The sequence below is a fragment of the Stenotrophomonas sp. YJH_SMC_6 genome (genome assembly GCF_059371335.1).
The window spans coordinates 108,433-128,854 of sequence record NZ_JCAFUM010000011.1; the positions used below are offsets into that span (position 1 = coordinate 108,433).

At 67.9% G+C, this 20,422-nt stretch carries 22 protein-coding genes; 14 read left to right on the plus strand and 8 right to left on the minus strand.

The window, feature by feature from the left end:
* The first annotated feature begins 1 nt into the window (after position 1).
* Both AC5P9N_RS13835 and AC5P9N_RS13840 read left to right on the plus strand, forming a co-directional pair.
* Positions 2-601 (plus strand): ChuX/HutX family heme-like substrate-binding protein, encoded by a 600-nt coding sequence (locus AC5P9N_RS13835; RefSeq protein WP_049397450.1) that lies wholly within the window; start codon positions 2-4, stop codon positions 599-601.
* A gap of 72 nt (positions 602-673) precedes the next feature.
* Positions 674-1,600, plus strand: a complete 927-nt coding sequence (locus tag AC5P9N_RS13840) for a DUF6607 family protein (protein WP_099484683.1) — start codon at positions 674-676, stop codon at positions 1,598-1,600.
* A gap of 107 nt (positions 1,601-1,707) precedes the next feature.
* On the opposite strand, the gene AC5P9N_RS13845 is transcribed toward AC5P9N_RS13840, so the two are convergent.
* Together AC5P9N_RS13845 and AC5P9N_RS13850 are read right to left on the minus strand one after the other, a co-directional pair.
* Positions 1,708-4,224, minus strand: a complete 2,517-nt coding sequence (locus AC5P9N_RS13845) for an ABC transporter permease (RefSeq protein ID WP_164212710.1) — start codon at positions 4,222-4,224, stop codon at positions 1,708-1,710.
* Positions 4,221-4,868, minus strand: coding sequence for an ABC transporter ATP-binding protein (locus AC5P9N_RS13850; RefSeq protein WP_099484681.1), 648 nt, complete (start codon positions 4,866-4,868; stop codon positions 4,221-4,223). Before AC5P9N_RS13850 ends, AC5P9N_RS13845 begins: the two co-directional genes overlap by 4 nt.
* 75 nt (positions 4,869-4,943) lie before the next feature.
* Here AC5P9N_RS13850 and AC5P9N_RS13855 point away from each other — a divergent pair, with 75 nt between their 5' ends.
* The 3 genes from AC5P9N_RS13855 to AC5P9N_RS13865 all read left to right on the plus strand — a co-directional run bounded on the left by AC5P9N_RS13855 (position 4,944) and on the right by AC5P9N_RS13865 (position 7,817).
* Positions 4,944-5,588 carry an arylesterase gene (locus tag AC5P9N_RS13855; protein ID WP_087802800.1) on the plus strand — a complete coding sequence of 215 codons (645 nt, stop codon included), beginning with the start codon at positions 4,944-4,946 and terminating at the stop codon, positions 5,586-5,588.
* An 87-nt stretch (positions 5,589-5,675) separates the two neighbouring features.
* Positions 5,676-6,389, plus strand: a complete 714-nt coding sequence (locus AC5P9N_RS13860; RefSeq protein WP_002811889.1) for a response regulator transcription factor — start codon at positions 5,676-5,678, stop codon at positions 6,387-6,389.
* A 156-nt stretch (positions 6,390-6,545) separates the two neighbouring features.
* On the plus strand, positions 6,546-7,817 hold the full coding sequence (locus tag AC5P9N_RS13865; protein WP_099484680.1) for a sensor histidine kinase: 1,272 nt from the start codon (positions 6,546-6,548) through the stop codon (positions 7,815-7,817).
* Between the two features lie 345 nt (positions 7,818-8,162).
* Here AC5P9N_RS13865 and AC5P9N_RS13870 read toward each other — a convergent pair whose 3' ends face one another.
* Positions 8,163-8,864 carry an SGNH/GDSL hydrolase family protein gene (locus AC5P9N_RS13870; RefSeq protein WP_099484709.1) on the minus strand — a complete coding sequence of 234 codons (702 nt, stop codon included), beginning with the start codon at positions 8,862-8,864 and terminating at the stop codon, positions 8,163-8,165.
* Between the two features lie 212 nt (positions 8,865-9,076).
* Here AC5P9N_RS13870 and AC5P9N_RS13875 point away from each other — a divergent pair, with 212 nt between their 5' ends.
* The 9 genes from AC5P9N_RS13875 (at position 9,077) to AC5P9N_RS13915 (ending at position 16,417) form a co-directional block, all read left to right on the plus strand.
* A complete protein-coding gene (locus AC5P9N_RS13875; RefSeq protein WP_005408126.1) occupies positions 9,077-9,472 on the plus strand; it encodes a diacylglycerol kinase in 396 nt (131 codons plus the stop codon).
* A gap of 33 nt (positions 9,473-9,505) precedes the next feature.
* Positions 9,506-10,255 (plus strand): TerC family protein, encoded by a 750-nt coding sequence (locus AC5P9N_RS13880; RefSeq protein WP_005408127.1) that lies wholly within the window; start codon positions 9,506-9,508, stop codon positions 10,253-10,255.
* Positions 10,256-10,479: 224 nt separating this feature from the next.
* Positions 10,480-11,640 (plus strand): MFS transporter, encoded by a 1,161-nt coding sequence (locus AC5P9N_RS13885; protein ID WP_065183607.1) that lies wholly within the window; start codon positions 10,480-10,482, stop codon positions 11,638-11,640.
* Positions 11,641-12,184: 544 nt separating this feature from the next.
* A complete protein-coding gene (locus AC5P9N_RS13890; protein ID WP_065183608.1) occupies positions 12,185-12,805 on the plus strand; it encodes a LemA family protein in 621 nt (206 codons plus the stop codon).
* Positions 12,806-12,808: 3 nt separating this feature from the next.
* Positions 12,809-13,696 (plus strand): TPM domain-containing protein, encoded by an 888-nt coding sequence (locus AC5P9N_RS13895; protein WP_100443153.1) that lies wholly within the window; start codon positions 12,809-12,811, stop codon positions 13,694-13,696.
* On the plus strand, positions 13,696-14,190 hold the full coding sequence (locus tag AC5P9N_RS13900) for a TPM domain-containing protein (RefSeq protein ID WP_033834745.1): 495 nt from the start codon (positions 13,696-13,698) through the stop codon (positions 14,188-14,190). Before AC5P9N_RS13895 ends, AC5P9N_RS13900 begins: the two co-directional genes overlap by 1 nt.
* Before the next feature lie 51 nt (positions 14,191-14,241).
* On the plus strand, positions 14,242-15,129 hold the full coding sequence (gene lgt / locus AC5P9N_RS13905) for a prolipoprotein diacylglyceryl transferase (protein WP_012479192.1): 888 nt from the start codon (positions 14,242-14,244) through the stop codon (positions 15,127-15,129).
* Complete coding sequence (locus AC5P9N_RS13910) at positions 15,126-15,920, plus strand: thymidylate synthase (protein ID WP_057498746.1); 795 nt, start codon at positions 15,126-15,128, stop codon at positions 15,918-15,920. The genes lgt and AC5P9N_RS13910 overlap by 4 nt, the downstream gene beginning before the upstream one ends.
* A 5-nt stretch (positions 15,921-15,925) precedes the next feature.
* On the plus strand, positions 15,926-16,417 hold the full coding sequence (locus tag AC5P9N_RS13915) for a dihydrofolate reductase (RefSeq protein ID WP_012479194.1): 492 nt from the start codon (positions 15,926-15,928) through the stop codon (positions 16,415-16,417).
* A gap of 125 nt (positions 16,418-16,542) precedes the next feature.
* On the opposite strand, the gene AC5P9N_RS13920 is transcribed toward AC5P9N_RS13915, so the two are convergent.
* From AC5P9N_RS13920 to pdxA, 5 genes are read right to left on the minus strand one after another with little or no spacing between them, the layout of a single operon-like run.
* Positions 16,543-17,211 (minus strand): DUF1287 domain-containing protein, encoded by a 669-nt coding sequence (locus AC5P9N_RS13920; protein WP_099484846.1) that lies wholly within the window; start codon positions 17,209-17,211, stop codon positions 16,543-16,545.
* Positions 17,208-18,227, minus strand: coding sequence for a symmetrical bis(5'-nucleosyl)-tetraphosphatase (locus AC5P9N_RS13925; RefSeq protein WP_099484845.1), 1,020 nt, complete (start codon positions 18,225-18,227; stop codon positions 17,208-17,210). The genes AC5P9N_RS13920 and AC5P9N_RS13925 overlap by 4 nt, the downstream gene beginning before the upstream one ends.
* Positions 18,228-18,242: 15 nt before the next feature.
* Positions 18,243-18,626 (minus strand): Co2+/Mg2+ efflux facilitator ApaG/CorD, encoded by a 384-nt coding sequence (gene apaG / locus AC5P9N_RS13930; protein ID WP_005412297.1) that lies wholly within the window; start codon positions 18,624-18,626, stop codon positions 18,243-18,245.
* Between the two features lie 13 nt (positions 18,627-18,639).
* Positions 18,640-19,443, minus strand: coding sequence for a 16S rRNA (adenine(1518)-N(6)/adenine(1519)-N(6))-dimethyltransferase RsmA (gene rsmA, locus AC5P9N_RS13935; protein WP_005408139.1), 804 nt, complete (start codon positions 19,441-19,443; stop codon positions 18,640-18,642).
* The gene (gene pdxA / locus AC5P9N_RS13940) at positions 19,440-20,420 is read right to left on the minus strand and encodes a 4-hydroxythreonine-4-phosphate dehydrogenase PdxA (RefSeq protein ID WP_005408140.1); all 981 of its coding nucleotides are present in this window, start codon (positions 20,418-20,420) and stop codon (positions 19,440-19,442) included. Before pdxA ends, rsmA begins: the two co-directional genes overlap by 4 nt.
* Positions 20,421-20,422 lie beyond the last annotated feature (2 nt).

Below are 20,422 nucleotides of genomic sequence, written 5' to 3' on the forward strand. Positions count from 1 at the left end.
CATGAGCCGAGCACTGTCCGCACGCAGGAATGACTCCATCGCCGCGCCGAACAGCGCGGCCTGGCCGACCCCGGCACAGCTGGCCACGCTCGGCACCGTGTTGTGCCTGTACCACGCCGACGGCAACGAGCTGGGCGGCTGGCGCCAGGCCGTACGCGTACACGCCTGTCAGGGCGTGGACAGCGAGGGCCTGCGCGAAAGCCTGTGCTTCCTTGATGGCCGCGGCCGCTGCGTGTGGCGCCTGTACCTGCTGCCCGACAGCGATTTCCTGGCCTGGGACCGTCTGGTCGCGCCGCTGCCGCCGGGACCGGAACACGACGTCGAGGCGAGCGTTGGCGAACGCTTGTGGCGGCGTCTGGCCGGCCATCTTGGCGGCCAGCGCTGGCGCCTGTGCGCGCTGCGCCTGCATGCCGCCGACGACGGACGCACGCTGGCCGCCAGTCTGTCGACCCTGTCCTCGCTGGGCGCGGCCACCGCGCGCCGCATCGCACGCCTGGAAGGTGCTGAAGGCGAGCTGGCGATCGACGACTGCTGCTGTGCCGACGCCGCCCGGCGTCCGGCGCCCCAGATTCCCGGCGACCTGCCGCTGATCCGCCTGTGACCCTCTCCTGATGGAACGCCCGTTGGCCACGGATGGCCCCTCGATGAACTGCAACCCCGAAGGAAAACCCCGATGAAGCTCCAGACAGCCAGCGCCATGCTGCTGCTCGCCGCCAGCGGCGTGGCCAGCGCGCAGCCCTCCGATATCGCCCGCGACCACGACAGCATCCTCGCCATGCAGGGTGAGTACACCGTGGACTTCGCCTTCGACGAGACCGTGCTGCTGAAGCCGGGCTACGAGCGTGCACCGGCGATGCGCAGCGGCGGCAGTGAAGTGGTCATCGTGGTCGAGGACACGCCGAAGCGCATCGTGCTGCAGCACCTGCTGCTGGATGAAAAGAGCGGCCACATCACCAAGCACTGGCGCCAGGACTGGGTGTACGAAGCACCGAACCGTTTCGAGTTCAGCGCCGACCAGACCTGGAGGGTGCGCAGTATTCCGTCGGCGGTGAACCAGGGCGCCTGGACCCAGTGCGTGTACGAAGTGAGCGACGCACCGCGCTACTGTGGCACCGGCACCTGGACCTACACCAACAACGTGCCGAGCTGGACCAGCGACCTGAGCTGGCGCCCGCTGCCGCGCCGTGAGTACACCAAGCGCAGCGACTACAACGCGCTGGCTGTGGTCAACCGCCACACGCTGACCCCGAACGGCTGGACCCACGAGCAGTTCAACACCAAGGTGCAGCGCAACGCCGATGGCAGCCAAGTGGAGATCGCACGCGAGTTCGGCTTCAACGACTATGTGAAGACCACCGAGGTCGACTTCACCCCGGCGCGCAACTACTGGAAGGCCACCGCCGGCTACTGGGCCAAGGTTCGCCAGCGCTGGGACGGTTTCCTGACCCAGGCCCCGGGCGTGCACCTGAAGACCAGGATCGACGGCATGGCGATGATCATTCCGCTGTTCACCCAGGCCGAAGCGATCCAGTCCGGCAAGAAGGTGAAGGACAAGCAGATCGACGACGTGTTCGCCAAGTACGTGGAAAAGGCCCAGTAGATCCACGCCATGCGTGGATGTGCTTGTTCCTTGAACACTGGCAGCGCCGTCCTGGGCTCTTGGTAGGTGCCGAGCTTGCTCGGCACGCGCCCCGGTCCGGCGCCGCCTCAGGCCTCGCGCAGCGCCAATGCCGGTGGCGTATGCAGGATCGCCCGCGTACCCCACCAGCCTGCCAGCAGGCTCAGCCCGATGCCGACCACGCCGCCGATCAGCAGGCCCGGCCACGGCGGCAGCAATGGCAGCTCGAACACCTTCTGCGAGACTGCCACGCCGATGGCGGCCGCCGCGCCCACCGCGAGCAACGCGGCCAGCGTGCCCAGTGCGCCGAACTCCACCAGCACCGCACCGCGCAGCTGGCGCCGGGTCGCGCCCAGCGTGCGCAGCACCGCGCTGTCGTAGCGACGCTCGCCCGCCGTGGCCTGCAGCGCGGCCAGCAGCACCAGCACGCCGGCCAGCAGGCTGAACACCATCACCAGCTTCACCGCCTGTGCCAGCCGCTCCATCACATCGCGCACCTGCGAGATCACCGCGTCCACGTCCAGCAGCGACAGGTTGGGCTGAGCGCGCACCAGCTCGCCCAGTCCGGCTGCCTTGCCGGCCGGCAGGTGGAATGCCGACAGCAGGTTGTGCGGTGTATCGCCCACCGCGTTCGGGTTCAGCAGCACGAAGAAGTTCGGGCGGAAGGTGTTCCAGTCGGCCTTGCGCACACTGGTCACGGTGAACTCGCGCTCCTGCTCGCCTACTGCAATGGTGATGCGGTCGCCCGGATATACGCCGTAGCGCTTGGCCCAGCCGATCTCAACCGACGCCTCCGATGCCGTGCTGTCGGGCGTCCAGAAGGTGCCGTTCATCAGCGTGTTGGCCGGCGGGAAGCTGCTGCGCCAGCTGAAGTTCAACGGCCGGTTCTCGTCGTCGTCATCGCGCTGGGCTTCGCCTGACGCCGGCTGCCCGCTCTGGTCCGGCGAGCGATCCACGCGCAGCGGCGGCTTGCCGTTGATCGCGATCAGGCGGCCGGTGGCCATCGGTTCGATGCTGGCGTCGTTGGCGCCCAGTCCGCGCAGCGCGGCCAGCACGCTGTCGCGCTGTTCGGGCTGGATGTTGATCAGGAAGTAGTTCGGCGTGTCCGCAGGCAGTCGCTCGCGCCACTGCTGCAGCAGGCCGGGGCCGGTCACCGCCAGCAGCAACAGCGCGCACAGCGACAGCGACAGCCCGACCAGCTGCATCACCGCCAGCATCCGGCGCCGGGTCAGCGCCGCCAGGCCCAGCCGCCAGTGGCCGTGCAGACGGTGCTGCAGGCCGCGCAGCAGCTGCAGCAGCGCGAAACCGACCACGCCGGCCGCCACCGCCAACGCGGCCAGGCCGCCCAGCACCCATAGCGCCAGCTTGAGATCACCGGTCACCTGCACCGCCAGCAGCAGGCTCGCCGCCAGCGCTGCTACGTAGGCCAGCAGCGAGGCTGGCGGCAGGGCGGCGAAAGAGCGGTTGAGCACACGCATCGGCGGCACCCCGCGCAGGCGCAGCAATGGTGGCAGGCCGAAGCCGAACAGCAGCAACAGGCCGATGCCGGCGCCGGTCAGCGCCGGCATCGCCTCGGGTAGCGGCAAGCGCTGCGGCACCAGGCTGCCCAGCACCTGCACCAGGCCTTCCTGCGCGGCCATGCCCAAGCCGATGCCGAGCGCACAGGCCGGCAGCGCCAGCATCAGCAGCTGCAGCGCCAGGCCAAGCAGGATGTCGCGCTGGCGCGCGCCCAGGCAGCGCAGGATCGCCACCTGGTCGATGCGGCGCAGGGCAAAACGGTTGGCCGCCAGCGCGGTCGCCACGCCGGCCAGTAATACCGCCAGCAGTGCGCTCAGGCCGAGGAAGCGCCCGGCCAGATCGAAGGCCTGGCGCACGCCGCGCTGGGTGTCGTCCACGCTCAGCAGGCGAAGGCCTTTTACCTGTGGCAGCAGCCACTGGCGCAACGCGGCAACCTGGTCGGCGGAGCCGGCGAACATGAGCCGGTAGCTGATGCGGCTGCCAGGGCCGAGCAGGCCGGTGCCTTCCACATCGGCGCGGTTGACCAGCAGGGTGGGGGAGAGCGTCAGCAGGTCGCCACCGGTATCCGGTTCGGCCTCGATGATGCCGGCGATGCGCAGCGTGCCAGCGCCGAACTCGAGATCGGCGCCGGCCTTCAGTCCCAGCCCCTGCAGCAGGCGCGGGTCGGCATAGGCCTGGCCCTTGGGCGGCATGCCGGCGTTGGCGATCAGCGCGCCACCGGGCGTGCTGCGCACCCGCAGCGTGCCACGCAGCGGATAGCCCGCCTGCACCGCCTTGATGCTGGCCATCTGGCTGGCATCACCGTTGAACAGCACGCTGCCGAAGCTGGCGATGCGGGTGAAGGCCAGTCCACGCCGCTGCGCCTCGTCGGCGAATGCCTGCGGCGGGTCATCGCGCCCGGCGATGCCGAGGTCGCCGCCGAGCATTTCCGCCGCGCTGCCGGTCAGTGCCAGGTTGACCCGGTTCACCAGCGTGCCGACCGCGGTCATCACCGCCACGCCCAGCACCAGTGCGACGAACACGGTCAGCAGGTCACCGGCCAGCGCCTCGCGGCGCAGCGCGCGCCACGCATGCCGCAGCAGGTTCATGCCTGCGCCCCACGCTCGACCGGCAGCAGGCGGCCGTTGTCGATGCGGTGGATGTACTGGCAGCGCTGGGCCAGGCGCAGGTCGTGGGTGACCAGCACCAGAGTGGTGCCGCTGCCGGCGTTGAGTTCGAACAGCAGGTCGCTGATGTGCTGGCCGGTGGCGTGGTCCAGCGAGCCGGTCGGTTCGTCGGCGAACAGGATGCACGGGCGGGTGACGAACGCACGTGCCAATGCCACGCGTTGCTGCTCGCCGCCCGACAACTGGCGCGGATAGTGGCGGGCGCGATGGGCCAGCCCGACCTGGGCCAGCACTTCATCGACCCGCGCCCGGTCTTCGCGTCCGGCCAGTTCCAGCGGCAGCGCGACATTCTCGGCGGCGGTCAGCGCCGGCAGCAGGTGGAAACTCTGGAACACGAAGCCGACCTCACGCGCGCGCAGCTGGGCGCGGGCCTCCTCGTCCAGCGCCGACAGGTCCTGGCCAGCCAGTGCGATGCGGCCGCGACTGGGCAGGTCCAGCCCGGCCAGCAGGCCAAGCAGGGTGGTCTTGCCGGAACCGGAGGCGCCGACGATGGCCACGCTGGTGCCTTCATGGACCGTCAGGGTGATGTTGTCCAGTATGTGGACTTCACCCTCCGGGCCCTGCACGGACTTGCCGACCTGGTCGACGGCGATGGCGACGGGCGCGCTGCGGGGGGACAGGCTGTCGATGAGGAGACTCCAATGCGCAAGACGGGATGGAGCCGGCGAGCCGGCGCGATGATGGTGCTGCTGCTAGGGTTCCTGCTGTTGCCGGGGCTGGCCTGTGCCAAAGGTCCGGCCGGCACCGTGCTGGTGCTCGGCGACAGCCTCAGTGCTGCCCACAATATCCCTGCCGACGCCGGCTGGGTCAGCCTGCTGCAGCAGCGGGTCAGGCAGCAGTCGAAAACCCCGGCGCGCATCGTCAACGCCAGCATGAGCGGCGAGACCACCGCCGGCGCACTCACCCGCCTGCCGGCCCTGCTGGCGAAGGAAAAGCCGACCGTGGTAGTGATCGCCCTTGGCGGCAACGACGCACTGCGCGGGCTGACCCCGGCGCAGGTGCAGGGCAACCTGGAAAAGATGGTGCAGGCCAGCCAGAAGGCCGGCGCGAAGGTGCTGCTGCTGGGCATTGACGTGCCGCCCAACTACGGGCCGGCCTATCGCCAGCGCCTGGCGGCGGCCTACAGGGCGCTGGCCACGCAGTACAAGGTGCCGCTGCTGCCCTTCCTGCTGGAGGGGGTGGCCCTGCAGCCGGGCATGATGCAGGCCGACGGCCTGCACCCGACCGCACAGGCGCAGCCAAAGGTGCTGGACAACGTCTGGCCGCTGCTCAGGCCACTGCTCTGAATCGTTTGTTTACCTCTTGACGGAACTTCACATCGCGTCCACCGTCGATCCGGCATGTTTCACAAAGCTGAAGTTAGAGGGAATCACATGCGTCAGACGAAGGAGACCTCCGGCTTGGTGCTGGTGGTCGAAGACAACCGCAACATCTCCGAGATGATCGGGGAATACCTGGAAGGTCGCGGCTTCGAAGTCGACTATGCACAGGACGGCCTGGATGGCTACCGCCTTGCGGCGGAGAACAGCTATGACGTCGTGGTGCTCGACTTGATGTTGCCGCGCCTGGATGGCATCGAAGTGTGCCGTCGCCTGCGCAATGATGCGCGCAAGTCCACCCCGGTGCTGATGCTCACGGCACGCGACACGCTGGACGACAAGCTCACCGGCCTGGGTTTCGGTGCCGATGACTACCTGACCAAGCCGTTCGCGATCCAGGAGCTGGAAGCCCGCCTGCGCGCGCTGATCCGTCGCGAACGTCGCCAGGTCGGTTCGGAAGTGCTGAAGGTGGCCGACCTGGTGCTCGATCCGGTCAGCATGCGTGCGACCCGTGCCGGCACCGAGCTGCAGCTTTCGCCGATCGGCCTGCGCCTGCTGACCATCCTGATGCGCGAATCGCCGCGCGTGGTCACCCGCCAGGAGATCGAGCGCGAGATCTGGGGCAATGGCCTGCCGGATTCGGACACCCTGCGCAGCCACCTGTACAACCTGCGCAAGATCATCGACAAGCCGTTCGACCGTCCGCTGCTGCACACCGTGCAGAGTGCCGGCTACCGCATTGCCGACATCGCCCAGCCGATGGCCTGAGCAGGATACTCGCCGGTGCAGCAGCAGGCCCGGCCGGGTTGTGGCCACGTACGAGGGCAGGGCATGACCGGCCGGCGTTGCCGCCGGTCATCGCCCATGCACCCGCACGGCGTGGCGCGCTGCCTATAATCGCAGCGCTCTGACCGGGACTCCGCAATGCCGCACGGCCTGCCGCGCAAGATCCGTATCGCCTTCATCCTGCAGGCAGTGCTGGCCAGCCTGGGCATCCTGCTGGGTGCGTGGCTGGTCTCGCTGGTGATCAAGCACAGCCTGGTGGGCGCTGCCCTGCGCGAGGAGGCGGCGTACTACTGGACGCTGCACGAAGCGTCCCCGGTGCAGCCACCGCCCAATACCCAGAACATCCGCGGCTACCTGCTGGAAAGCGGGCAGTCGGCACTGTCGTTGCCGGCCAACCTGCGCAACCTGGAGCCCGGCTTCCACGAACTGCCCAAGGACGACCAGCTGGTGCTGGTTGATGTGCGCCCGGCTGGCCGCCTGTATCTGGTGTTCCTGCGCTCGCGCGCAGAGATGCTGGCGTTCTGGTTCGGCATCGTGCCGGTGCTGCTGACCCTGCTGGCGGTGTATGGCGCCAGCTGGGTGACCTACCGCGCGTCCAAGCGCCTGGTGTCGCCGGTGAACTGGCTGGCTCGGCGCGTCTCGCGCTGGGACCCGGGGCATCCGGAAGCGGCTGACCTGGAGCCCAACAAGCTGCCCGCCGACATGCAGGGCGAGACCCGGCAGCTGGCGGCGGCGCTGCACTCGCTGGCCAACCGGGTCAGCGCGCACGTGGCGCGCGAGCGCAATTTCACCCGCGATGCCAGCCATGAACTGCGTACGCCGTTGACCGTCATCCGCGTTGCCAGCGACATGGCACTGGGTGATGAAACCCTGCAGCCGCGCCTGCGCCGCAGCCTGCAGCGCATCCAGCGGGCTGGCCGCGACATGGAAGCGGTGATCGATGCGTTCCTGATCCTCGCCCGCGAGGCCGACGTCGAACCGCAGATCGAGCTGTTCGACGTCAACGACATCGTCCGCTATGAAGTGGACAACGCCAACGAACTGCTGGGGTCTCGCCCGGTGTCGGTGCACCTGCAGAGCGATGGCCCGGTGCAGCTGCATGCGCCGCCGCGGGTGCTGCAGGTGGTGGTCAGCAACCTGGTGCGCAATGCATGCAGCTACACCGACGAGGGGCGCATCGACGTGCATGTGCACAACGACCGGGTGGTGGTGCACGATACCGGCATCGGCATGTCCCCCGAAGCGCTGTCGCGGGCGTTCGAGCCGTTCTATCGCGCCGAACCCAGCCGGCCGCAGGGTACCGGCCTGGGCCTGTCGATCGTACGCAGGCTGTGTGATCGCTTCGGCTGGAAAGTCAGCCTGGCCAGCGAGCCGGGTCAGGGCACCGAGGCCACGGTGATCTTCCGGTAGAGGGATTTTGCCGGGCTGCGCCCGGCACCCGCCGAGGCAACATCAACATCAAAAGCGGGCATTCCGTGGAATGGCGGGGCGGTGTGGGTTTGCAGGACACGCCGTAAACCCCCCTCCGGGGTCCGGCCCAGCCGCTGGCGGCTGTGCGTTCGGGCGCTTGCGAAGCAGTGCTTCGCAAGCAAAGCGCCCTCACCCATGGGGGCTCGATGGCGCCATCCATGGCGCCAACGGTCCTGCAAACCCACACCGCCCCGCCTTCGACAGTTTCCCGCGATCCGCAGTAGATCCACGCCATGCGTGGATGGGGTGCGGTAGCGCCGGGCCATGCCCGGCGTCCACAGTGCCTCAGTTGCAGTTGACCTTCGGCGCCAGCGCCTTGGTCCAGATCGCATACCCAGCCGGGGTCATGTGCAGCATGTCCTCGCGGAACAGCGTTGCATCCGGCTGGCCATCCGCGCCCAGCATCGGCGTGTAGATATCGGTGAAGCCGGTGTTGGGCAGCTTGGCCAGCGCGGCCTTGATCAGCGTGTTGGCCTCGTTGATCGCCGGCAGCAGGTGCGCACGCGACGGGCTCGGCTTGATCGACAGGTACTCGACCTTGGTCTTCGGCAGGTCGCGATGCACGCGCTGCACGAAGGCGACCACGTCGTCGCGCACCTGGGTCGCGGTGCGGCCGCTGTTGAGGTCGTTGTCACCGGCGTAGAAGAACACCTTGCACGGCGCATACGGCACCACGATCTGGCCGGCATACCAGGTGCTGTCACGCACTTCCGAGCCGCCGAAACCGCGGTTGAATACAGGCTGGCCGGGGAAGTCGGTGGCCAGGCTCTCCCAGAAGCGGATGGAGGAGCTGCCGATGAATTCGATGCCACCGCGGGGCGGCGGGTTGGCCTGGTCGGCGCTGGCGAACCGGGCCATGTCGCCGGCCCAGGCCACGTTGGAGACCTGTTCGGGTACCTGGGGCGACGTGGTCGGGCCCAGGGCCTGGGCCAGCGGTGCGGCGGTCAGCAGGCCCAGCATCAGCAGGCAGGTACGGCGACGGGACATCAGGCGCTCCAGCAGGGAAGGGAACGCCATCATAGAAGCTGGGGCGGGCCGGGGCTTGCCCCTGGCAGTCCATTCACCGGGCCGGCGCCGGGATGCGGCTGGTGGCCTTGTGGCAAAATGGCGGCCATCTGCCTATTCCTGTGCACCCATGATTCCCTGCCGTGCGTCTGAGCGGTCGCTGCGCCGCGCCCCTGTTGCTGGATGTTCCACCCGTGGCTGATCAGTTCGGCCATCTGCCGCGCGGCCCGCGCCGCATCTTCCAGGCCGCCCGCTGGTCCTGGCAGGGCCTGCGCGCCGCCTGGCTGCACGAATCGTCGTTCCGGCTGGAGGTCTACCTGCTGATCCTGCTGGCGCCGGTCGCGGTCTGGCTGGGGCAGACGCCGGTCGAGCGTGCGCTGATGATCGGTTCGATGCTGCTGGTGCTGGCGATGGAACTGGCCAACTCGGCGATCGAGGCGGTGATCGAACGTTACGGCAGCGAAATCCACGAGTTGGCTGGCCGCGCCAAGGACATGGGCTCGGCGGCGGTGTTCGTGCTGATGATGAACGTGTTGTTGTGCTGGGCCCTGGTCGTGGTTCCACACGCGCTGGCCGGCAGCTACGGCTGAAACCCCATTCCCCCACTGCCTTGAAGAGATTCCATGTCCTTTGAGTTCCTCGCCGACCCCAATGCCTGGGTAACCCTGTTCACGCTCAGCGCGCTGGAAATCGTGCTCGGCATCGACAACCTGGTGTTCATTTCCATCGCGGTCAGCAAGCTGCCAGAAGAACGTCGCCCGTTCGCACGCAAGCTCGGTATCGCCGTGGCCTGCATCACCCGTATCGGTCTGCTGGTGTCGCTGGCGTATCTGGCGCACATGGCGGCCAACCTGTTCACGGTGGCCGGCATGGGCATCTCCATCCGTGACCTGGTGCTGATCGTCGGTGGCCTGTTCCTGATCATCAAGGGCTGCATGGAGATCAAGGAACTGATCAGCGGTGGCGAGGATGAAGATCCGAGCACCACCAAGGCCTCGGCCGTGTTCGGCTACGTGATCGCGCAGATCGCGGTGATCGACATCGTGTTCTCGCTGGACTCGGTGATCACCGCGGTTGGCATCGCCGACCACATCCCGGTCATGGTCGCCGCCATTCTGCTGTCGGTGTTGGTGATGCTGCTGGCCGCCAACCCGCTGGGCCGCTTCATCGACGCCAACCCGACAGTGAAGATGCTGGCGCTGGCCTTCATCCTGATGATCGGTGCGGTGCTGATCCTGGACGGCCTGGACGTGCACGTGCCCAAGCCCTACATCTACGCCGCGATGGGCTTCTCGGTGCTGGTGGAATGGCTGAACCTGCTGATGCGCCGTCGCGCCCGCGAGCACAACGTGCCGGGCGCCGGCAACTGGTAAGCGCCTCTGGCATGTAAGTCCCTCAGAACCCCCGGCCCGGCCGGGGGTTCTGCGTTTGTGGGGGGCACGGCTCTGCTACGGTGCTGCGGTTTTTGCACTTGTAGCGGGTTTCCGTGCCCCACTTGTGAACCAGAATCAACAGTGTTTTCCCGGGGCGAGGCTTAATCCGCCACAGCAAAGCGCGCAGGCTACGCACTCCCGAATCCCTCCCCCAGGACCCCCCCATGAATTCCAGAGCCGCCTTGCTGGCGCTTGCCGTCGGCGCCTTCGCCATCGGAACCACCGAGTTTGCGCCGATGGGCCTGTTGCCGGTCATCGCCGACGGCGTGGGCGTGGGCATTCCCACTGCCGGCATGCTGATCACCGCTTACGCCGTGGGCGTGATGCTGGGCGCACCGGTGATGACCCTGCTGATGGGACGGTTCGGCAAGCGCACCGCGCTGATGCTGCTGATGTCGATCTTCGTGGTCGGCAACCTGCTCTCGGCACTGGCCCCGAACTACGGCCTGCTGTTGCTGTCGCGCCTGGTCACCAGCCTCAACCACGGTGCCTTCTTCGGCATCGGTGCGGTGGTTGCCGCCAGCCTGGTGCCGAAGGACAAGCAGGCCGCCGCCGTGGCCACCATGTTCATGGGCCTGACCATCGCCAATATCGGCGGCGTGCCGCTGGCCACGTGGGTGGGCCAGCAGCTGGGCTGGCGCCTGTCTTTCGCCGGCACCGCGGTGCTGGGCGTGGTAGCGATCACCGCGCTGGGCCTGGCCCTGCCGGCATCGGCACCGGGCCCGCGCCCGGACGTGCGCCGCGAGATGAAGGCCATCCTGCAGCCGCAGGTACTGCTGGCGATGGGCACCACGGTGCTCGGCGCGGGTGCGATGTTCACCCTCTACACCTACGTGGCGCCGGTGCTGACCGAACTGACCGGTGCCTCCAACGCCTTCATCGCGATGTCGCTGGCGCTGATCGGTATCGGCTTCACTTTCGGCAACGGCATCGGCGGGCGCATGGCCGACTGGTCGCTGGACGGTGCCACGCGCATCCTGCTGGCAGTCCTGGCCCTGCTGATGTTCGTGCTGCCGCTGGCCTTCATGAGTCACGCCACCGCGGCGCTGGGCGTGCTGCTGTTCGGCGCGGCGACCTTCGCCATCGTGCCGCCGTTGCAGATCCGGGTGATGCAGGCGGCGAGCGAGGCGCCGGGCCTGGCGTCGTCGATCAACGTGGGTGCGTTCAACCTGGGCAATGCTGTGGGTGCCGCGCTGGGGGGCGCGGTGATCAGCTCGGGTTTGGGTTACGCGGCGATTCCGGTGGCCGGTGGCCTGCTGGCGGCATCGGGCCTGCTGCTGGCATGGCTGGGGCGTCCCCGCACTGCGGTGGCTGAAGCCTGCTGAGGGGTGTTGGATTCCGGCAGGGCTTGCAGCCCTGCACCCGCTGCAATCAACGTCAACGTCAACGGCAAAAGCCTGCATTCCGTGGGTTGGCGGGGTGGGTCCGGTTGAGGGGGACGCTGCAAGTACGTCCATGTAAGCTCGGTCGCCGCATCCATGCGGCTCACGCCCCCACAACCGGACCCACCCCGCCTTCGACAGATTCCCGCGGTCTGTCGGAACGGCGTTCTGCTCTGGTAGGTGTCGACCTTGGTCGACACGAATGCCTGAAGAACCGCGTTTTGCTTTTGATTTTTCTTTTGATCTCCCCGCGGTGCCCAGGAAACCGTATAAGGCCGGGCGGGTGGGCGTGGCGGGGGTATCCGCGCCATGGATGGCGCGGCTAAGCCTCCAGGGACGGATTCACGGCGTCCCCCGCCATGCCCACCCGCCCGGACTACTCAGGCGATCCATGAGCATGGCCACCGCGGAGGGGGCGGCGCCCGATGGCCGGTCTTTCACCCGAACCGTGGCATGCTCGGTGCCCAGTCCACCCGGAACCTCCGCCATGCGCCTGTTCACCCGTGTCCTGCCCCTGATGCTGCTGGCCTCCCTGCTGTCCGGCTGCGGCTACAACGCCATCCAGCAGAAGGATGAAGCGGTCAAGGCCAGCTGGTCCGAAGTGCTCAACCAGTACAAGCGCCGCGCCGATCTGGTGCCCAACCTGGTGCAGACCGTGAAGGGCTTCGCCAGCCAGGAAGAGCGCGTGCTGACCGAAGTCACCAACGCCCGCTCGCGTGTTGGCCAGATCAACGTCAACGCCGACGACGAAGCCTCGCTCAAGCAGTTCCAGCAGGCCCAGGGTGAACTCGGCAGCGCACTGTCGCGGCTGCTGGTGGTCACCGAGAATTACCCGGTGCTGAAGTCGGACCAGAACTTCCGCGACCTGCAGGCCCAGCTGGAAGGCACTGAAAACCGCATCACCGTCGCCCGCGGCCGCTACATCCAGCAGGTGCAGGACTACAACACCTACATCCGCTCGTTCCCGCAGGTGATCACCGCCAAGCTCTTCGGTTACAAGACCAAACCGAACTTCACCGTGGAAAACGAAGCGCAGATCTCCAACGCGCCGGCGGTCGATTTCGGCAGCGCGCCGCAGCAGCAGCCGGCACCGCAGCCGGGCCACTGACCCATGCGCCTGGCCACTGCGCTCCTGGCCCTGCTGCTATGGCTGCCGCTGGCATCGCACGCCCAGCAGCTGGCGCCGGTTCCGGCGCTGGATTCGCCGGTGGTCGACACCACCGGCACGCTGGATGCCGCGCAGAAGCAGGCGCTGGTGCAGCAGGCGATTGAGCTGCAGCAGCTCAAGGGCAGCCAGCTGCAGGTGCTGGTGGTGCCCACCACCCAGCCGGAGGACATCGCGCAGTACACCACGCGGGTCTTCGATCAATGGCAGATCGGCCGCAAGGGCGTGGACGACGGGGTGCTGCTGGTGGTGGCCAAGGACGACCGGCGCGTGCGCATTGAACCCGGTTATGGTCTGGAGGGAGCGATTCCCGATGCCATCGCCAACCGGGTCATCCAGGAGTACCTGGTGCCGCGCTTCCGCAGCGGCGACTACGCCGGTGGCATCACCGACGCCACGGCGGTGCTGGTCAAGCTGATCGACGGGGAAGCGCTGCCGGCGCCGGTCAGCGGCCATCGCGGGCGTGAGCCCAGCGGCGGTGGCGATACCTGGTTCCTGGCGCTGTTCATCGGTGTGTTCGCCGGCAGCATCCTGCGCGGGATCTTCTCGCGCGTGCCGCGTCCGCTGCGTGGCCTGCTCGGCGGTGCCGGTGCGGCGCTGGCGGCATTCCTGTTCACCTCCACACTACTCGCCAGTGGCCTGGCTGGCGTCGTGGGCCTGATTGTTGCCATGCTCTCCGGTCACCCGGGCCGCTTTGCCGGTGGCGGTGGCTGGGGCGGTGGCAGCTGGGGCGGCGGAGGCGGCTTCGGCGGGGGCGGTGGATTCGGCGGCGGCGGCGGTTGGGGCGGCGGCGGTGGCCGCTCCGGCGGTGGTGGTGCTTCGGGGGGCTGGTGATGATCCAACGACTGTGTCGTCATGTATTTTCGCCGTCGGTACGGCGCGCGTTCCCGCCGGCCACGCTGCAGGCGATCACCGAGGCCATCGCAGCCGGTGAGCAGCGCCACGGTGGCCAGGTGATGTTCGCGGTGGAAGCGGACCTGCCGCTGGCCGCGCTGTGGCACAAGGTCACCCCGCGCCAGGCCGCCGAACATGCCTTCGCGCGCCTGCGCACCTGGGATACCACCCACAACAACGGTGTGCTGATCTACCTGCTGCTGGCCGACCACGCCATCGAGATCGTCGCCGACCGTGGCCTGCAGGGCCGGGTCAGCCCGGCGCAATGGCAGCGGGTCTGCACCCACCTGCGCGAGGGCCTGCGTGGCTCCAATCCGGTGGAAGCGCTGCAGGATGCCATCGACGAGGTCTCCAGCCTGATCGAAGGGCACTTTCCGGCCTCGACCCGGTCGAACGATGACGCGTTGCCGAACTCGCCCCAGCTCCTTGGTTGAGCCGGGGCGGCACTGGCCCGAGAATAGGCGTTCAACCGCAAGGCACCTTCCATGATCTATTTCCACGACATCGACCCCATCGCCCTCTCGCTGGGGCCGATCAAGGTGCATTGGTACGGCATCATGTACCTGCTGGGCTTCACCGCCGCCTGGCTGCTGGGACGCAAGCGCATCGCCGCCGGCCGCCTGCCGGGCGTCGACGCCAATGGTTTCTCCGACCTGCTGTTCTACGCCATGCTCGGCGTGGTGCTGGGCGGGCGCATCGGCTACATGCTGTTCTACGCGCTGGGCGATTTCCTGCACAACCCGCTGCTGCTGTTCAAGGTGTGGGATGGCGGCATGAGTTTCCACGGCGGCCTGCTGGGCGTGCTGGGCGCCTGCTGGTGGTGGTCGCGCAAGCACAAGCTGCATTTCTTCGACACCATGGATTTCATGGCGCCGCTGGTGCCGCTGGGCCTGGGCTTCGGCCGCATCGGCAACTTCATCGGTGCCGAGCTGTGGGGCAAGTACACCGACGGCACGTGGGGCGTGGTGTTCCCGTCCGGCCTGCCGGCGCCGCTGAACCAGCTGGACCACGCGACCCTGCAGGCGCAGTTCGCCACCGGCGCGCTGAACCAGTTCGCGCGCCATCCGTCGCAGCTGTATGAAGCTTTCCTGGAAGGCCTGGTGATGTTCGTGGTGCTGTGGGCCGTGTCGGCCAAGCCGCGTCACCGTTACCTGGTGGGCGGCCTGTTCGCGCTGATGTACGGACTGTTCCGCTTCGCGGTGGAGTTCGTGCGCATGCCCGACAACGGCGTCTACGTGGCCTTCGACTGGCTGACCCGTGGCCAGATCCTCAGCCTGCCGCTGATTGCCTTCGGCCTGGTGCTGCTGGTGATGTCGCGCCGTGCGCCGGTACTGCAGCCGCAGCTGCCGGTGACTGCCGGGGGCAAGGCATGAAGGCTTACCTGGACCTGCTCTCGCATGTGCTCGAGCACGGCGCCGAGAAGAGCGATCGCACCGGCACCGGCACCCGCAGCGTGTTCGGCTGGCAGATGCGTTTCAACCTGGCCGAAGGCTTCCCGCTGGTCACCACCAAGAAGCTGCACCTGCGCTCGATCATCCATGAGCTGCTGTGGTTCCTGAAGGGCGACACCAACATCGGCTACCTGAAGGACAACCAGGTAAGGATCTGGGACGAGTGGGCCGACGAGAACGGCGACCTCGGCCCGGTCTACGGCAAGCAGTGGCGCAGCTGGGCCACCGCCGATGGCCGTGAGATCGACCAGATGCAGTGGCTGGTGGACGAGATCAAGCGCAACCCCGATTCGCGCCGGCTGGTGGTCAGCGCCTGGAACGTGGGCGAGCTTTCGCAGATGGCGCTGATGCCGTGCCACAACCTGTTCCAGTTCTACGTGGTGGACGGCAAGCTCAGCTGCCAGCTGTACCAGCGCAGCGGCGACATCTTCCTCGGCGTGCCGTTCAACATCGCCAGCTACGCGCTGCTGACCCACATGGTGGCGCAGGCCACCGGCCTGGGCGTGGGCGATTTCGTGCATACGCTGGGCGACGCGCACCTGTATTCGAACCACTTCGAGCAGGCGCGCGAGCAGCTGTCGCGTGAACCGCGCGCGCTGCCCAAGCTGTGGTTGAACCCGGAGGTGACCGATCTGTTCGGCTTCCAGTTCGACGACATCCGCATCGACGGTTACGATCCGCACCCGGCCATCAAGGCGCCGGTGGCGGTATGAGCGCGATGAAGCTGTCGATGATCGTGGCGCTGGACCGCAACCGTGGCATCGGCCAGGGCAATGCCATGCCCTGGCACCTGCCGGACGACTTCAAGCACTTCAAGGCGCTCACCCTGGGCAAGCCGATCCTGATGGGGCGCAAGACGGCCGAATCGATCGGCCGCGTGCTGCCGGGACGGACCAACCTGGTGCTGACCCGCAGCGGCCAGGTGCCGTTCGAGGGCATGCGCGCGGTGGCGTCGCTGGACGAAGCCAAGACGATTGCCGAAGGCGAGGGCGCCAGCGAGCTGTGCATCATCGGTGGTGGCGAGATCTTCCACCAGCTGCTGGACCAGGCCAGTGACCTGTACCTGACCTGGGTGGATGCCGAAATCCCCGCTGATACCCATTTCCCCGAAGTCGACATGCAGGACTGGCGGGAAGTGAGCAGCGAGCCGCACCCGGCCGACGAACGCCATGCCTACGCGTTCCGCTTCGCGCACTACGTGCGCCGCTGATCGCGCAAGTACCAACGAAAACACCGACGGGGATGTCGACGGGGTAGAGTCGACTGTTAGTCGACTGCTCTCGGCGGTCACCCGAAAAACCCGCGCTGCGCGTGATAGTCGACTGACAGTCGACTCTACCTGGGCTGTCGCTGCGGCATCCGGTAATGCCCGATGATGGCGTGCTGGAACAGCAGGTTCTCTTCGCGCGTGCCGCGTGCGATGTTGTGCAGGACCAACGGCGTGCCGTCGGCCAGCCGACGGTCGGAGACGATGCCCACGTGCAGCAGGCCGTTGCCGTTGAGCTTCCAGGCGACGATGTCGCCGGCCGCATAGTCGGCGGCGGCGGCGGCGGCGGTGACCGGCTGCTGCCAACCCTGCCGTTCGAACCAGCGCATCAGGTTCGGCACACGGCGATGATCGATGTTGCGGTCCGGCCGTGACAGGCCCCAGATCGCGGGATAGGCACTGAAATTGCCGCGCATGTCTTCATGCACGCGCGCTTGCAGGTCCAGGCCTTGGTTGCGCAGGGCGCGCACCACCACGTCGGTGCACACACCGCGATCGAGCGGGACGTCGCCGCCGGGATAGGAGAGGACCCGGTAGGCGGGATCGTAACGGGTGGTAACGCCGATCTGCGCCCGCGCTGCGGCCACCAATGGCGGAGAATGCGACTGCGGGGATGCCGACGCGTGATCGGCGTCTGCGCCAGTGCCAGGCGCTGGGGACGGATCGCGCTGGCAGCCGCTGACGCTGGCCAGCGTCAGCAGCAGCACCGTCCATGGTGCCCAGCCGCGTCGCGTCATGCCTGCGGCGCTGCACCGTTGTTGTTGGGCCCGCCGGAACCACCACCGCCACCACGACGACGACGACGACGCGGACCACGATTGCCCGGGTTGGCAGCGGGCGCACTGCCGCCCGCCTGTTCCTTGCCCGGCGCCGAAGCGACGGGGCGCTCGTGCGCCGGTCGCGCTGGCGGGCGTGCGTTGGGCACGGGTGCGGGGACATCGCGGCCCGGCACCTGCACCACGCGCAGTTCATCGGTATCGAGCTGGATCGCGGTCAGCTTGCCGCCCCAGACTGCGCCGGTGTCGATGGCATGCACGCCCTGGGTGATGGTCAGGCCCAGCGCCGACCAGTGGCCGCAGACGATCTTCAGGTCGCGCTCGACCCGGCCCGGCACTTCGAACCAAGGGTACAGTCCCTGTTCCTGCGTGCCCGGCGTGCCCTTGTCCTCGATGCCGATGCGCCCACGCGGGGTGCAGTAGCGCATGCGGGTGAGCACGTTGATGATCGCGCGCGAACGGTCGTAGCCGGACAGGTTGGGCGCCCAGCTCGGCTTGTCGCCGTACATGTTGCGGAACAGCTTGCGGTAGCCGGCGCCGTGCAGCTGCGCCTCGACTTCGGCCGCATGCTTTTCGGCCATCTGCGTGGTCCACTTCGGCGCCAGGCCGGCGTGCACCATCATCCAGCCCAGCTCGCGGTCCACGTGCACCAGCTTCTGCAGGCGCAGCCAGTCCAGCAGCTCGTCGCGGTCCTCGGCCTGCACGATGCGCAGCAGGTCCGGGTTGACCTTGCGCTGTTCCTCTTCGGTGCGCGCACCGACGGCCAGCAGCGAAAGGTCGTGGTTACCCAGCACGACTACGCTGTGCGCGCGCAGCGAGTGGACCAGCCGCAGCGTTTCCAGCGATTGGCCGCCACGGTTGACCAGGTCGCCGCAGAACCACAGGGTGTCCTGCGCCGGGTCGAAGCGGATCTTCTCCAGCAGTCGCTGGGTGACGTCATAGCAGCCCTGCAGGTCGCCGATCGCCCACACACTCATCGTTCGGCCTCCTTGTCAGTGCAGGGTACGCGGGATGGCCAGCACGAACGGTGCGACCGGCGCGGCAAATTCGGTGCCGTCGTCGGCGACCATGTCGTAGTGGCCCTGCATGGTCCCGTGATCGGTCCCCAGCATGACACCGGACGTGTAATGGAAGTCTTCACCGGGACGCAGGCGTGGCTGCTCGCCGATCACCCCGTCGCCATCGACATGCTCGACGCGGCCGTTGGCATCGGTGATGCGCCAGTGGCGTGCGACCAGGCGCGCGGCAACACGCCCCTGGTTGTGGATGCGGATCGTGTAGGCGAACGCATAGCGTCCGTCTTCCGGCGCGGATTGATCGTCGAGGAAGCGCGGTGCGACTTCGACGGAGATGGCGTAAACGTCAGCGTCTTCCATACCGGCAGTGTAATCAGGAGGCATTGGCCAAAGCGATGAATTCGGCCACGTCCAGCTGTTCGGCGCGGGCATCGGGACGTACGCCGGCGGCAACGAACTGTTCGGCGGACACCACGTTGTTCAGGGCGTTGCGCAGGGTCTTGCGGCGTTGCCCGAAGGCGGCCTTGACCACCTCGGCGAAACGCTTGTGGTCGTTGATGTTGATCGTGGCCGGGTCACGCGGCACCAGCCGCACCACGGCCGAATCGACTTTCGGCGGCGGCCGGAACGCGCCCGGCGGCACTACGAACAGCGAGGTCACCTGGCAGTAGGCCTGCAGCATCACGCTGAGCCGGCCGTACACCTTGCTGCCGGGGCCGGCGGCCATGCGGTCGACCACTTCCTTCTGCAGCATGAAATGCATGTCGCGGATCACCGCGGCATGTTCCAGTGCATGGAACAGGATCGGCGAGGAGATGTTGTAGGGCAGGTTGCCGACCAGGCGGATCGGCTGGCCGGCGGCCAGCTCGGTGAAGTCCACGCGCAGCACGTCGCGGTGGACGATGGTCAGCTCGCCCAGCGGCTCGGCGGCGGCGGTCAGCGGCGCGATCAGGTCACGGTCGAACTCGATCACCGTCAGTTTCGGATGCACGCGCAGCAGCGGCAGCGTGATCGCGCCCTGGCCGGGACCGATCTCGACCAGGCGGTCACCGTCTTTCGGGTTGACCGCCATCACGATCTTGTCGATGTAGTGGCGGTCGGCCAGGAAATGCTGGCCAAGCTGCTTCTTGGCCGGGGCGGTGAACACCGGGCCGGAGGGGGAATGCGGGGAATTCATGCGCTCAGTGTACGTTGCCGCGCAAGCTGCGCACACAACGTCGTTGCCGCCTGCAGGCTGGAAGGATCGGCAACGCCACGGCCGGCAAGGTCCAGCGCGGTGCCGTGGTCCACTGCAACGCGTGGGTAGGGCAGGCCCAGGGTCAGGTTCACCGCCTGCTCGAAGCCCGAGTACTTCAGCACCGGCAGGCCCTGGTCGTGGTACATCGCCAGCACGGTGTCGAAGCCGGCCAGCTTGGCCGGCAGGAAGGCGGTATCGGCTGGCAGCGGCCCGATCAGGTCCATGCCCTCCGCGCGCAGGCGCTGCAGCAGCGGGATGACCAGGTCCAGTTCCTCGCGGCCCAGATGGCCGTCTTCGCCGGCGTGCGGGTTCAGGCCGAGCACGGCGATGCGTGGTGCGGGCAGGCCGAACTCGCGGCGCAGCGCGGCGTGCACGGTGCGAAGAGTGTGTTCCAGGCTGGGCGCGGTAATCGCGTCGGCCACCTCGCGCAGTGGCAGGTGGGTGGTGGCCAGGGCCACGCGCACGATGTGGTTGGCCAGCATCATCACCACCTTCACCCCAGCCTGGTCGGCCAGCAGTTCGGTGGTGCCGCTGTAGGCGATGCCGCCTTCGTTGATGACGGCCTTGTGCACCGGGCCGGTCACCACGCCGTGCAGTTCGCCTGACAGGCAGGCCTGGCCGGCACCGAGCAGGGCGCCGATGACCGCGCCGGCATTGGCCGGATCGGCCTGGCCGAAACGGCTCGGGGTGGCATTGGCCACCACGCGCAGGCGCAGGTCGCCGGGGACGCGCGCTTCGGCACCCTCGGGCAGCAGTTGCAGCGGCAGGTTCAGCGCGGCCGCGGCCGCGCGCAGGGTGTCCGGGTCGGCGAAGGCCAGCAGCCGGCAATCTTCACGCGGCTGCTGGACGAGGCGGACGCACAGCTCCGGGCCGATCCCGGCGGGCTCGCCCGGTACCAGAGCGAGCTCGGGGCGCATCG

Excerpts from the sequence above, each read along its gene's own strand:
- AC5P9N_RS13835 (WP_049397450.1), top strand. The coding sequence starts at position 2 with ATGAGCCGAGCACTGTCCGCACGCAGGAATGACTCCATCGCCGCGCCG.
- AC5P9N_RS13840 (WP_099484683.1), top strand. The coding sequence starts at position 674 with ATGAAGCTCCAGACAGCCAGCGCCATGCTGCTGCTCGCCGCCAGCGGC.
- AC5P9N_RS13845 (WP_164212710.1), bottom strand. The coding sequence starts at position 4,224 with ATGAACCTGCTGCGGCATGCGTGGCGCGCGCTGCGCCGCGAGGCGCTG.
- AC5P9N_RS13855 (WP_087802800.1), top strand. The coding sequence starts at position 4,944 with ATGCGCAAGACGGGATGGAGCCGGCGAGCCGGCGCGATGATGGTGCTG.
- AC5P9N_RS13860 (WP_002811889.1), top strand. The coding sequence starts at position 5,676 with ATGCGTCAGACGAAGGAGACCTCCGGCTTGGTGCTGGTGGTCGAAGAC.
- AC5P9N_RS13865 (WP_099484680.1), top strand. The coding sequence starts at position 6,546 with ATGCCGCACGGCCTGCCGCGCAAGATCCGTATCGCCTTCATCCTGCAG.
- AC5P9N_RS13870 (WP_099484709.1), bottom strand. The coding sequence starts at position 8,864 with ATGTCCCGTCGCCGTACCTGCCTGCTGATGCTGGGCCTGCTGACCGCC.
- AC5P9N_RS13880 (WP_005408127.1), top strand. The coding sequence starts at position 9,506 with ATGTCCTTTGAGTTCCTCGCCGACCCCAATGCCTGGGTAACCCTGTTC.
- AC5P9N_RS13885 (WP_065183607.1), top strand. The coding sequence starts at position 10,480 with ATGAATTCCAGAGCCGCCTTGCTGGCGCTTGCCGTCGGCGCCTTCGCC.
- AC5P9N_RS13890 (WP_065183608.1), top strand. The coding sequence starts at position 12,185 with ATGCGCCTGTTCACCCGTGTCCTGCCCCTGATGCTGCTGGCCTCCCTG.
- AC5P9N_RS13895 (WP_100443153.1), top strand. The coding sequence starts at position 12,809 with ATGCGCCTGGCCACTGCGCTCCTGGCCCTGCTGCTATGGCTGCCGCTG.
- AC5P9N_RS13900 (WP_033834745.1), top strand. The coding sequence starts at position 13,696 with ATGATCCAACGACTGTGTCGTCATGTATTTTCGCCGTCGGTACGGCGC.
- lgt (WP_012479192.1), top strand. The coding sequence starts at position 14,242 with ATGATCTATTTCCACGACATCGACCCCATCGCCCTCTCGCTGGGGCCG.
- AC5P9N_RS13910 (WP_057498746.1), top strand. The coding sequence starts at position 15,126 with ATGAAGGCTTACCTGGACCTGCTCTCGCATGTGCTCGAGCACGGCGCC.
- AC5P9N_RS13915 (WP_012479194.1), top strand. The coding sequence starts at position 15,926 with ATGAAGCTGTCGATGATCGTGGCGCTGGACCGCAACCGTGGCATCGGC.
- AC5P9N_RS13920 (WP_099484846.1), bottom strand. The coding sequence starts at position 17,211 with ATGACGCGACGCGGCTGGGCACCATGGACGGTGCTGCTGCTGACGCTG.
- AC5P9N_RS13925 (WP_099484845.1), bottom strand. The coding sequence starts at position 18,227 with ATGAGTGTGTGGGCGATCGGCGACCTGCAGGGCTGCTATGACGTCACC.
- apaG (WP_005412297.1), bottom strand. The coding sequence starts at position 18,626 with ATGGAAGACGCTGACGTTTACGCCATCTCCGTCGAAGTCGCACCGCGC.
- rsmA (WP_005408139.1), bottom strand. The coding sequence starts at position 19,443 with ATGAATTCCCCGCATTCCCCCTCCGGCCCGGTGTTCACCGCCCCGGCC.
- pdxA (WP_005408140.1), bottom strand. The coding sequence starts at position 20,420 with ATGCGCCCCGAGCTCGCTCTGGTACCGGGCGAGCCCGCCGGGATCGGC.